The organism is Mucilaginibacter rivuli (assembly GCF_019391655.1).
Classification (GTDB): Bacteria; Bacteroidota; Bacteroidia; order Sphingobacteriales; family Sphingobacteriaceae; genus Mucilaginibacter; species Mucilaginibacter rivuli.
Genome location: NZ_JAHXPQ010000006.1, coordinates 130,649 through 143,054 on the forward strand (window position 1 = coordinate 130,649; position 12,406 = coordinate 143,054).

Genomic DNA, 12,406 nt, shown 5'->3' on the forward strand with positions numbered 1-12,406 from the left:
ACCATCTAATATCATCTCAAAAGATGACCATCGTCATTATTTAGACAACCATTAATGCCCAGTTTTGCAGTACCAAATCGGCAAAACATGAACATTACAAGCACCGACACCCAACTCGAATACGAATTACAGGACCTTTACATCGCAAGCAAGCATTGGCTATCCGACATCGCTTTTGCTGAGGATGAAGCTAAATTTTTTCATACTGTAATAGACAAATATATTAAGCCGGATATCATCAACGGGCATGATGCAAAGCTGCATCATTGCAAAATGATGCTTTACCAACAACAATTTGAGGTGATCGATCTTAGAAATAACGTTGCTGCCTATTTAGCGTTTCTTACTCCTCTTATCAGTGATACGAGTAAAAAAATAGGCATTGAACTAATTGAAACACATTCAATGTTGACAGATCGCATTGCAGCGTTATTGGACGCTGTCAGGTTATTGAAGGCGGAACTTTTTGCCCTTGCAGAAGATGTGATAGATAATGAGAGAAACCTTTTTATTTAAAATAGGGTCAAATGCTACAAATAAACTACATATCGGCACAAGAAGCCGTAAAGAATATTAGATCGGGCAACAGGGTTTTTATTCATGGCAGCGCGGCAACGCCTGTTTGTCTGGTAAATGCGTTACAAAACAGATATAACGAGATAAACGACGTTGAACTGGTAAGCATTACTACTTTAGGCGATGTTAACTTCGATAAGCCTGAGCATCGCAAATCTTTCTTTTTTAATTCGCTGTTTGTTTCGGCCGCAACACGGGATGTAGTAAACAGCAATAATGGCGATTATGTACCTGTATTTTTAAGCCAGATCCCCCAACTATTCCGCAAAAATATCCTTCCTATCGATGTTGCACTGATCCACGTTTCGCCACCCGACGCGCATGGGTATTGCTCTTTAGGCACATCAGTAGATATTGCAAGGGCTGCTGTTGATATTGCGAAATACGTAATAGCGCAGGTTAACCCCTTAATGCCACGTACCCACGGGGATAGTTTTATCCATATCAATAAAATTGATGCTATGGTTTGGCAAAAGGCTGAACTACCAGAGGTTGATTACTCATTTGATGTAAGCGCGGCTGTAGAAAAGATAGGATATAATATTGCATCGCTGGTAGAAGATGGGGCTACGTTACAATTAGGTATCGGGAGTATACCCGATCAGGTTTTAAAGAACCTGTCCACGCACAAAAATTTAGGTATTCATAGTGAAATGATATCAGACGGAGTGATTCCGCTTATTGAAAAAGGGATCATTAATAACAGTCAGAAAAAATTAAATGTGGGGCACTCCGTCACCGCATTTATTACCGGTACACGTAAGTTATATGATTTTGTAAATGATAACCCGGGGGTGCGGGTAATGGATATCGCGTATGTTAATGACACCAGTATCATCAGGCAAAATGCTAAAGCTACCGCTATAAACAGCGCTATAGAAATTGACCTTACAGGGCAGGTATGTTCAGATTCTATTGGTACTTACCAGTACTCCGGTATTGGCGGCCAGATGGATTTTATCCGCGGAGCATCCTTATCAGAAGATGGAAAGCCTATTATCGCCCTGCCATCACAAACCAGCAAAGGCATTAGCCGGATAGTACCCTTTTTAAAAGAAGGAGCCGGCGTAGTTACTACCCGCGGGCATGTACATTGGGTGGTTACAGAGTACGGTATAGTAAACCTGTTTGGCAAAAATTTAAAGCAACGTGCACAGGCCCTCATACAAATTGCGCACCCTAACCATAGGGAATGGCTTGAAATTGCGTTTTACGAAAGGTTTAAAAAGGATATGCTTTCGTAACCCGGCCCGACCGATGTATATACTATGCTGAAATGTTCCATTTATACCTAATCAATATAAGCCATGAAAACCATATTAGTATTATCCGATTTTTCCATCCGTGCAGCCCACGCCACGCAATATGCTATCAAGCTGGCACAAAAAATTGAAGCCAATGTGCTGCTTTGTAATGTATTCCTTGTCCCTTCAACCACACCAATGGCATCGCAAATAGCATGGCCAATGGAAAATTACGAAGAATTGCAACAAAACAGCACCAACGATCTAGATAAGATGGTTAACAATATAAATAATGAGCTAGACCTTGATATACTAATGAACGGTGGCTTTAGGCCCAATATTAAATACTGTAGTAAAGTGGGTTTTGTTGCCGATGCGATAAGCGAAATAGCCAAAAGCCACCATGTTATAATGGTTGTTATAGGCACACATGCCAAACATGGTTTAGGTAGCTTTTTAATGGGCGACCATGCCAGGGATATTATCGAAAAGGCAGATTACCCGGTATTACTGATCCCGGAAATGGCAAAAGGATACGATCTGAAAACGATCGCCTTTGCTACCGATCTGTCGCATACCGACACTTACGTGCTGCATTCTTTATCCGGCTTAGCCAAACATTACTATGCCGAAATACTGCTTACCCACGTAGCCGATGAAAGCATAGCTGACCAGAAAGTTGAACCGGCCGCTAAAATATTTTTGAGCATGGTATCATCAAAAGTAAACTACCCCAAAATTTACTACCGACCTATACGTGGCAACAATGTGGTAACCGGGTTAGACTGGATCGCAGCGCATACTGACATTGATATGCTGGTAATGGTGCACCGTAAAAAAGGATTTTTTGAAAGCCTTTTCCAGGGAAGCATCACACAAAAAATGGCGGGGCACTTAACCAAACCATTACTGGTTTTTCCATGCTCAAAGGTTGAAGATACGATGCCTGTGTTTTAAATACCGTAACAAATAAATAATCTAAAAACGCTCATTGCCGATACCGGTGATGGGCGTTTTTAAATTTCCGGAGAAATGGAAATAAACTGACTAAGGTCACTTTTGCAGGCAACGCCCATCATTCCCCGGCGCTCAATGCGGGCATACATTTGCTTCATATAAAAACATAGCCAAAATGAAAGCAAATTATTTAACGCACCGCAATACAGTAAGAGTGATGCTCATTACTGCGATCACTATCCTTTTCGCCCTACCCTCTTTAAAGGCACAAACACTTTACAAGTTATCACCCGGACCAGATGTAAGCATCAAAGTACTGGGTACCTCAAACGTGCACGACTGGACCATGGCCTCGACCGGGATAGATAGCAAAGGCGAATTTAAGTTTGATAATGGCATCCTTACGGGGCTGCAATCGTTCAACTTATCCATTGATGTAAAGACCTTAAAAAGCGAACACAGCTCAATGGATAGCCGTACCTACAAAGCCATCAACGCAAATCAGTATCCTAAAATAACTTATAAGCTGAACTCGGCCGTGGTAACATTGATCGAAAAGAACAAATATCTTATTAAGGCCAAAGGCGAGCTTACCATAGCCGGGGCCACACAAGGCGTAACACTTGATGTGACCGCTGTGGTGAATGCCGACAATTCCATCACCTGCACCGGGACCGAAAAGTTAAAACTGACCGACTATAAAATTACCCCGCCAAGTTTTATGCTGGGCACCATGAAGGTTTATAACGACCTGAGCATCAAATACAACCTTAATTACAAAAAATAAATATTTCAACACCTAATATAATCAACAACACCATGAAAAATCAATATACAATACCCGCACTGTTAGCTATTGCAGCGCTAAGTTTTATCCCGGTAAGTTTAAAAGCCCAGGAAGGGCAGATACAATTCTACCGTCCTAACAACAAGCAAGGCATCAACACTTTCGAAACTTCGAAACAAGATAGTGTTCCGTTCACCGGTTTAAAAGTAAAAGTAGGCGGTGGCTTTACTATAACCTACCAAACTTTACGTGCCAGTAACACTGCTACACCGGTAGTAAAAACCGTAGGCACCGCAACCGGTAATGTAAATGCCATTACACCTTTAATGGATGGTTTTAACCTGCCCATGGCCAACCTTTATTTTGATGTCCAGTTAGCCGATGGTATACGTTTGAACCTGACATCGTACCTATCTACCAGGCACCACGAAGACACCTGGGTAAAAGGCGGATATTTACAGATCGACAAGTTACCCTTTCTGCACAGCCAGGCCATTGACAATATCATGAAGAGCGTAACTTTTGTTATAGGCCAGTATGATATTGACTACGGCGATCAGCATTACCGCAGATCTGATGGTGGTAATACTATTTACAACCCCTTTGTAGAAAACTACATCATGGACGAGTACGCTACCGAAACAGGTATACATATTTACTACAAATGCGCTAAAACAGGCTTGTTTGCCATGGGTGCAATAACCAATGGCGAGTTAAATGCCACTACCCTTGCTTCAACTAAAACAGATGCCGAAACCGGCGAAACTAACAAATACCCCCCTGCATTTTTGGGTAAATTAGGTTTCGACAAACAATTGAACTCCGACTTAAGGGTACGTGTATCAGGCTCGTTTTACAGCGTAAGCAGTGCCAACAGCAGTACGTTGTTTGGCGGCGACCGTACCGGCTCACGTTACTATAATGTAATGTCGAACCCTACTACAGCCGCAGGCACAACACTTTCACAAGCGGTTGATTATAATGCTTTTTCAGGACGTTTTAACCCCGGCTTTAGCCAGGAAAACCATAGCTACATGGCTAACCTGTTCGTAAAATACAAAGGCATTGAGTTTTTCGGAACTGCCGAAACCGCAAAAGGAAGAACCATTACCGAAACATCAACCCGTGGTGCTAAACAGTTTGCTGCTGATATCACTTACAGATTTCCCGAAAAGACAGAGAATTTTTGGGTAGCATATCGCTACAATACCGTAAGCGCCACAATTTTAGGCAACACACAGGATGTTACCGTTAACCGTTCAGCAGGTTCATTAGGTTGGTTCATGACCAAAAATATCATGATGAAGGGCGAATACGTGAACCAGGAATATCAAAACTATGATGCCACCAATATATTGAACGGCGGCAAGTTCAATGGCTTTGTACTGGAAGCAGCCATCAGTTTCTAATTGATAAAAATAAATGCCGATACAAGATCTGCCGGTTAAGCGCTAGTATCTTGTTATCGGCATTTTTCAACTACAACAATGAAAAAAATTCTTATCTCCGGATCAATAGCAGGCTGCATACTGTTTGTATTTAGCTATGGCGGATTATTTTTTGCCGTTAAGCTGTTCCCTACATTGTTTGTAGAATACAACAGCCCACTATTCAATTCGGATGGCAGCAGAGATGTGCTTTTCTACATGCATCCATTCATCATCAGCTTCGCCTTATCCTGGTTTTGGGACAGTTTCAAAATATTGTTCAAGGGCCCTTTTGTTTTGAGGGGCCTGGAGTTTGGGGCGGTGTACTCCATCATCGCCTTATTACCTGTAATGTGGATCTCGTTCAGCGCTTTGGATATCACCGTGCCCATGGTAGCCAGTTGGTTTTTATACGGATCGGTGCAGGCAGTTATTGCGGGAATGGTATTTTCAAAAACAAATCCTTAGTAGCTATCATCATGTTAAAAAAACAACGATGGGCCTGTTTGCTTTTGGGATTTACCGCATTTATGCTTTTGGGGTTTACCGCGGGTATGATCGAACCAAAAAAATGGCTCATCAGCGAAAGTAGCAACCTGTGTGTGAACGGAAATACCAATGTCAATAAATTCTCATGCGAGATACCCGCTTGCGACCGAACGGATACCTTGAACATGACCAGGAATAAGAGCAGCAAAGAGATAACACTATCGGGGAATATTAGCCTGAGCATACAAAGCTTTGATTGCCATAACGCTATCATGACCCGCGACCTGCGGACAACATTAAAAGAGAAACAATACCCAAGGCTGCGGATCCTCTTTTTATCACTGAGCAATTTCCCGGAGCTAACCGAAAAACCACAATTAATAACAGGCCTGGTGAATATTGAAATGGTTGGTATAACTAAACGTTTTGAGGTAAACTACCAGGTTTCGATAGATGATCAAAAAGTAGTTCACCTGTTAGGTACACGCGATATCAACTTTTCGGACTTTGATCTGACGCCACCCCGAAAGTTGGGCGGCCTTATTAAAACCAACAATAAGCTGAGCGTTATTTTCCATTTAAAAATAAAGGAACTCAACTAAGAAAGTGACCGATATCACTTTTTGGCGAGCGCTAAGTCATGGCACATCCTGCCCTTTCAGCCCATCTTTGGTGTATAAAAAACATCAGATCATGACAACAATAACCAACTCTCCGGCATCATGGGCATCAGTAACCACAGAGCAAAAACAACATTTTAATTTATGGGAAAAATGGCTAAAAATAGCTGATAGCCAGGCAAAAAATCAAACCGGTTGGTTTGCAGTATCTATGATATCTATCGGTGTATTGTTCCTTCCGTTGCCTGCGGTTTTAATTTATAATTACCAGGCTAATATTAGTGTGCTTGCTATTTCAATGGCCCTGTTCTTCGCCAATTTTATTTTTGGCACGGGTGGCGGCTCTATCCGTACCACACTGTCGTTATTTGTAATAACTATTATTGCTTACATTACAATGGTGGCTATCTATATTTTGTAATAACAGGGTAAAATCACATCCATAAAAAAAGATGCCCAGATAATATCGGGGCATCTTTTTTTATGGATGGTTCAATATCAATGGTGATGGCCCGACTTAATACCATTGCACCCTTTGGAAGCAACACAGGCTTTACCTACACATTTGTTGAGCTGCCACTGATCGAGATTTTTGATGATCTGGTCGGCATTGCTTTGCATCATTTCTTTGGTTTGCACCGGTACCGCTATAAATGTTGGTATATTGGATAGTTTAATGGCAAACCTGTCCGCGGCTGCCTTATCAAGATGATCGGTGTTTAACGACCGGGTGGCAATATACCTGATACCCATAGCGAAAAGCTTTTCTATCACCAGTTCCGATACATCATCATTAACAGAAACCAGCACGGCATCCTTATCTACAGCATAAATAGCTGTATTCATATCTAACGCATTTGATATGAGCGTGATATCGTGTTTCTTTTGATTGGCTCTGGCCAGGTATTCCTTTTCAAATGGGGCTACGCTATAGGCTACTACTTTCATCCGGCTTGTATTTGTAAACACAAAGCTACGGTAGCTGCATGTTTACACCATGAGCGGCATCAGCACAAAAAATGATCTTCGTCAGTTTTTCATTTTGGTCAGCTTATTGATGTCGATAATGGTGATGATGCTGCCTTTCTTTTCTATCAACCCCTCATCCTTAAAATCGGATAAAGTGCGGCTCACGGTTTCCGTAGCCATACCGGCCATAGCGGCCAGGTCCTCGCGAGAAAACTTAAAGCTGTGATCAGTACTTTTGTGTTTACTGTAGATCCTCAATATCGCCTCAGCCATTTTTTTCCTTACCGAATGATAGGCCAGTTGCAATAACTGCTCTTCCTTCTCGCGGATATCATTTGCCAGTAACTTGATGAACTCCCGGCCAACTTCGGGATACAAATTCAGCAACTGCTCTATTTCATCTTTAGGGATGAGGCAAAGCGTACTATCCTCCAAAGCTGTGGCCGTATCCGAATAAGCTTCGCCCGATAACATTGCATTTATCCCTAAATAATCGTCTGAAGCGTAAATACCTGTCATTAACTCGCGCCCGTCTTCGGCAAGTTTTACGCTTTTCACCTTACCGGAAATAAGCAGGTATATCCCATTGCCCTTATCGCCTTCATAATAGATCACCTGGTCTTTTTTAAACTGACGGTGTTTACGCTCATGGATGATCTTTTTGAGTTCAGCTAAACCTCCGCTTTTTATCACCAGGATATTTAACTGGTCAAGCGACTTGCTATAAAAGTTCACCTGTGCCTCTTTCTTTTTCAGCCTCACGTCAATGGCATTTAAAAGCTCCATATCGTCGAAGGGTTTGGTCAGGTAATCATCTGCACCCATTTCCATTCCTTTGCGCAAATCAACCCGCTCAGCTTTTGCCGTTAAAAATATAAAGGGAATATTGGCCGTTCCGGGATACTTGTTCAGCATATGCAAAACACCGTATCCGTCTAACTCAGGCATCATAATATCGCACAAAATAATATCCGGAAGGTTTTTTAAAGCCAGTTCAACACCTTTTTTGCCGTTATCAGCATCAAAAACAGTATAACCGGCCAATTCTAATATCTCTACAATGTTCTCGCGTATGTCCAGGTTATCCTCAATGATCAATATTTTCTTGCTCATACTATTTTGAATGTAATTGTAAATAATGTGCCTTTGTTAACCTCGCTCTTAAAATCGATTTTACCATGCATCAGGTTAGTATACCTGGCCACAATGTTTAAACCAAGCCCCGTGCCCGGGATATTACCGGTATTGTGCGCCCTAAAAAAAGCCTCAAATAAATGTTGCTGATCTGTTTCCGGGATGCCGATCCCGTTGTCTTTCACTGTCAGTATACATTCCGAACCGTTGATCTCTGTATTAAACTCGATGAACGTATTTTCGCCCGAGTACTTTATTGCATTAGCAATGAGATTGATGACGCAATTTCGCAGTAAATTCTGATCCAGGGTAACCACATGGTGCGAACCTGTATGCTGGTAAATAATGCTTTGGTTTTGCTTGGCCACCATTTGCATTTCTTCGGTGATCTCTTCCGAAAACCTGACCAGGTCAAAACTACTGAACAAGGCCTCCACCTTTCCGGCTTCCAGCTTCTCAAGCGACAAAAAGTCGTTCAGTATGGTTGTCAGGTTACTAACCGCGTTCTTTATCTTTACCACGTGTTTGCCAACATTGCTTTGAAACGGTGCCGCATATTTATCGATCAGCGATGCCGATAATTGTATCGAACTCAAAGGCGTCCTGAACTCGTGCGAAGCCATAGAAACGAAACGGCTTTTTAACTGGCCCAGTTCTTTCTCTTTCACCAGCGATAAACTCACCTCTTCTTTGGCTTGTTGCAATGCCTGTACTGTTTCCTGTAACGAATGTGTACGCTCCTGTACCTGCTGCTCCAGATCGGCGGCATATTCTTTCAGTTGCTGCTCCGCTTCTTTTTCACGGCTTTGGTCGTGGATAAAACCCGTATAGATCTTCCGGCCCGAATACTGCACCTCACTTACACCCAACCTAAAGGGGAATCTCGTACCATCCTTTCTCAATCCTGTTACTTCGCGCCCCTTACCAATAATATGCGGATCGCCGGTGCGCTGGTAGCGGTTAATGTATTCATCGTGCTGCTCCCTGTCGGGCGGGGGCATTAATATGGCCACATTGCTGCCTATCACTTCTTCGGGTGTGTATTGAAATAACTTACACCCGGCGGGATTGATAGATTCGATCTTACCGCGATCATCAATAGTAATGATACCGTCTATCGCATTATCAATAATTGCTTTTAGCAGGGCGGCATTTTCCATAAATGGTTATTGAAAATAAATATTGAAGAAATGCAAATATCGACAATGTAAAGTGATTACCGGTTTATAAACTCACAAATTACTTCATTCAAAAATGACCGTCATACCGCTAATTCAATAAAATGTCTTAATCGTTGTCTTTAATTAAATTTACAAATCAATAATTTGATTATCAATACAATAAAAATACAATTCGAATATCTCTTTCTCCGCGAAAAGCGATTAAGCCTGACAGTTGTCAGGCTTAGCTGTTTAGAATAAGGTATAACTGTGATTTAAGGTGTTCTAAATCTCATAAAATTATAAGATCGCTCCACACACAAAAGCATTCGGCATTTGTTCCTTTCCCGATGCCCCGATAATACATATACACTATACCAGGCGAATAGCGTTTGTCAGCTTTTCAAGTATCTATTGCTGAGATTTTAATCATTTAATTTTTATCACCACTTTTCCTTTTGCATGGCCGCTTTCAACATATGCCATCGCTTCTTTGATGGCCTCGAATGGGAAAACTTTATCTATAACCGGTCTTATAGTACCCGAATTTATAAGAGCGGTAATTTCCTTTAACTGATCTCCGTTTGCCCTCATAAACAGGAAGGAAAAATACACTTTAAGCCCTTTTGCTTTCTTCCGTACGCCAAAGCTTAACAGGCGCATAATTAATTTTACGAACCAGGGCGCTTCAATCTCTTCTGCAAAATCAGGGTCAGGCGGGCCGGAGACCGAGATGAGTTTTCCGCCGGGTTTTAATACCCGCAGCGATTTTTCGAGCGTCTTTCCGTCCTGACTATGTAAAACCAGGTCATAACCGTGCAGTACTTTCTCAAAGTCATCTTTTTTGTAATCAATAACAACATCAGCGCCAAGGCTTTTCACTAACTCAATGTTGACTGCGCTTGTAGTTGTAGCCACAGTTGCGCCCAAATGTTTAGCCAGCTGAATGGCAAATGTGCCCACACCACCTGAGCCTGCCTGGATGAATACTTTCTGTCCTTTCTTCAGTCTCCCTTTTTCAATCAGGGCCTGCCAGGCGGTTAGGCCCACCAGGGGGATGGATGCCGCTGCTTCCATACTCAGTTGTTTAGGTTTAAGCGCCGCATCCGTTTCCTTAACAGCAATCAAATCCGCGAATGTTCCAATCCGGTGATCTGCCGGACGCGCGTAAACCTCGTCGCCAACCTTAAATTGTTTCACCCGGGCTCCAATCTTGGTTACAACACCAGCTACGTCATGTCCTAAAACAAAGGGTGTTTTATATGGCAAAATAATTTTGAACTCCCCGTTTCTGATTTTAGAATCCAGCAGGTTGATGCCGGCAGCATGTACTTCTACCAGCACTTCGTCTGCTTGAAGTTCAGGAACGGGCATTTGCCCAATGTAGCCACCATCTTTTTTATACTTGTCTATAATAAATGCTTTCATTTTTTAAATTTTTACGAGGCTATTACTTTGTAACTTTTCTTAGGATTAGCCAGGTCAAAAGTCAGTTTGGGAAAAAGTCGGTTGAGTATATACACTGCTTTGGCATCACCTATACGGATAGTAAGCTGATCTTTTTTAAGGCCTGCAATAAAGGCTTTCACCATATCTGCCGTGGTCATTTTTTTGCCGTTCATAGCAGTTGTCATTTCTGTGGCAACAAGCGGCGGTAAAAGTTCAAAAACCTTTGTGCTGCTGTTCAAAATTTGCAGGTGCTTTCTAAGCGCTTTGGTGTAAAACTGCAATGCTACTTTGGAGGCGGCGTAAGTGGCTTCCAACAATGACGGAACATAACTCAATAATGATGTAGTATTGATGATCGCGCTTTCCTTCCTTGATTTAAGCATATCGATGAAAAGGTTGTTAAGCCGAATCACTGCCAGGTAATTAACGTTTATTTCGTACGCCGCATCTTCAAAATGCTGATCGTTTGCTGTTCCGAGGTTGATCGGGGCAGTTAACACTCCTGCGTTATTATATAAAATATCTATACCGCCCAGTTGCTGTACCTGGTTGAAAAGCTTTTGCGCATCAACGGCATCTGATACATCACTTTTAATGACTGTAATTGCCGGATACAGCTTTCTGGCTTCATCTAATTTTTTCTGGTTTCTGCCGGTGATGATCACGCTGGCGCCATTGGCTAAAAATTGTTTGCTGCTTCCAGCCCGATACCTGATGCACCGCCTGTGATCAATATCGTTTTTCCGTTTAATTGCATGGTTCTATTTTTTTTAGACTTTTTAGTATATTTTATATTAAAAAAATTAGAGTGAGTAACTCTCCAATTCTGCTTTAAGACTCCTGAGCAAACCAGCCATCGGTTGTGCAGTATTCATCGCCTTGCACATCACAACCGCACCTTCAACCGCAGCCACCGCTTTGAACGCGTAAACAGCCGGGTCAAGCTTGTCAGAAAACTCCCCGTCGGCAATGCCTTTATTTAAAATGCTAACAAACAATTCCTGTCCATGCCTGATAACACCGGCTATCTTTTGTTTAACAGCCGGAAAGTTATCGTCTGATTCTACCGCGATGTTAAATACAGGACATCCGCCTTTAAGGTAAGTATTAAGAGGATCCTTATAAAAATCGAGAAAGGCGAATACTTTAGCCTTAGCTGTTTTACCCTGGCTAATGGTTAGTAACATTTTTTCGCCGTTAGTATTTAGCATAAAATCAACAACCTGCAGGGCCAGATCTTCCTTGCCTTCAAAATGACCGTAAAGACATCCTTTGGTCAGTTTTGTGGCGGCAAGCACGTCGTCTATATTTGCGCCTGATATCCCTTTCTGATTAAAGATGGGGGCCGCTGTTTCCAGGATAAATTGTTTTGTTCTTTCCGCTTTGCTAAGCATATCAATAAAGTTTTGAAGCAAAAATATACTAAAAAGTTTATTTTAAAATACTTTTTAGTATATTATATTCTTTATGATATGAAGATGACAATCAGCTCTATACGCGATAGTTCTTTCCGTCGAGGTTACTCGCTATATTTATATAATTTAGAGTTATCGTACATAAACACCGAAGAAGTGCCATTTTCTTTATTAAGCCA

Annotated in this window: 14 protein-coding genes; 8 read left to right on the top strand and 6 right to left on the bottom strand. The window is 41.9% G+C overall.

The annotated features are described in order from the left end of the window. The first annotated feature begins 87 nt into the window (after nt 1-87). The 8 genes from KXQ82_RS14900 to KXQ82_RS14935 all read left to right on the top strand — a co-directional run bounded on the left by KXQ82_RS14900 (nt 88) and on the right by KXQ82_RS14935 (nt 6,521). Nucleotides 88-516, top strand: a complete 429-nt coding sequence (locus KXQ82_RS14900) for a hypothetical protein (RefSeq protein ID WP_219489218.1) — start codon at nt 88-90, stop codon at nt 514-516. Between the two features lie 11 nt (nt 517-527). Then, nucleotides 528-1,820 (top strand): acetyl-CoA hydrolase/transferase family protein, encoded by a 1,293-nt coding sequence (locus KXQ82_RS14905; RefSeq protein WP_219489219.1) that lies wholly within the window; start codon nt 528-530, stop codon nt 1,818-1,820. Nucleotides 1,821-1,883: 63 nt separating this feature from the next. Then, nucleotides 1,884-2,777 (top strand): universal stress protein, encoded by an 894-nt coding sequence (locus tag KXQ82_RS14910; RefSeq protein WP_219489220.1) that lies wholly within the window; start codon nt 1,884-1,886, stop codon nt 2,775-2,777. Between the two features lie 175 nt (nt 2,778-2,952). Then, entirely contained in the window at nt 2,953-3,564 is a 612-nt protein-coding gene (locus KXQ82_RS14915) for a YceI family protein (RefSeq protein ID WP_219489222.1), read from the top strand. Nucleotides 3,565-3,596: 32 nt separating this feature from the next. Beyond that, the gene (locus KXQ82_RS14920) at nt 3,597-4,973 is read left to right on the top strand and encodes a hypothetical protein (protein WP_219489223.1); all 1,377 of its coding nucleotides are present in this window, start codon (nt 3,597-3,599) and stop codon (nt 4,971-4,973) included. Between the two features lie 78 nt (nt 4,974-5,051). Further along, nucleotides 5,052-5,459: a hypothetical protein gene (locus tag KXQ82_RS14925; protein WP_219489224.1), complete on the top strand. Its 408-nt coding sequence runs from the start codon at nt 5,052-5,054 to the stop codon at nt 5,457-5,459. An 11-nt stretch (nt 5,460-5,470) separates the two neighbouring features. Further along, nucleotides 5,471-6,082, top strand: coding sequence for a YceI family protein (locus KXQ82_RS14930; RefSeq protein WP_219489226.1), 612 nt, complete (start codon nt 5,471-5,473; stop codon nt 6,080-6,082). A 91-nt stretch (nt 6,083-6,173) separates the two neighbouring features. After that, nucleotides 6,174-6,521 carry a hypothetical protein gene (locus KXQ82_RS14935; protein WP_219489227.1) on the top strand — a complete coding sequence of 116 codons (348 nt, stop codon included), beginning with the start codon at nt 6,174-6,176 and terminating at the stop codon, nt 6,519-6,521. Nucleotides 6,522-6,598: 77 nt separating this feature from the next. Here KXQ82_RS14935 and KXQ82_RS14940 read toward each other — a convergent pair whose 3' ends face one another. The 6 genes from KXQ82_RS14940 to KXQ82_RS14965 all read right to left on the bottom strand — a co-directional run bounded on the left by KXQ82_RS14940 (nt 6,599) and on the right by KXQ82_RS14965 (nt 12,206). Further along, entirely contained in the window at nt 6,599-7,048 is a 450-nt protein-coding gene (locus KXQ82_RS14940; RefSeq protein WP_219489228.1) for a Rossmann-fold NAD(P)-binding domain-containing protein, read from the bottom strand. Nucleotides 7,049-7,129: 81 nt separating this feature from the next. Next, entirely contained in the window at nt 7,130-8,182 is a 1,053-nt protein-coding gene (locus KXQ82_RS14945; protein WP_219489230.1) for a response regulator, read from the bottom strand. Next, nucleotides 8,179-9,363, bottom strand: a complete 1,185-nt coding sequence (locus KXQ82_RS14950) for a PAS domain-containing sensor histidine kinase (protein ID WP_219489232.1) — start codon at nt 9,361-9,363, stop codon at nt 8,179-8,181. The genes KXQ82_RS14945 and KXQ82_RS14950 overlap by 4 nt, the downstream gene beginning before the upstream one ends. A 429-nt stretch (nt 9,364-9,792) precedes the next feature. After that, entirely contained in the window at nt 9,793-10,791 is a 999-nt protein-coding gene (locus tag KXQ82_RS14955) for an NADP-dependent oxidoreductase (RefSeq protein WP_219489233.1), read from the bottom strand. 11 nt (nt 10,792-10,802) lie between these two features. Continuing rightward, nucleotides 10,803-11,477: an SDR family NAD(P)-dependent oxidoreductase gene (locus KXQ82_RS14960; protein ID WP_219489235.1), complete on the bottom strand. Its 675-nt coding sequence runs from the start codon at nt 11,475-11,477 to the stop codon at nt 10,803-10,805. A 138-nt stretch (nt 11,478-11,615) separates the two neighbouring features. Continuing rightward, the gene (locus KXQ82_RS14965) at nt 11,616-12,206 is read right to left on the bottom strand and encodes a TetR/AcrR family transcriptional regulator (RefSeq protein WP_219489236.1); all 591 of its coding nucleotides are present in this window, start codon (nt 12,204-12,206) and stop codon (nt 11,616-11,618) included. Between the last annotated feature and the right edge of the window lie 200 nt (nt 12,207-12,406).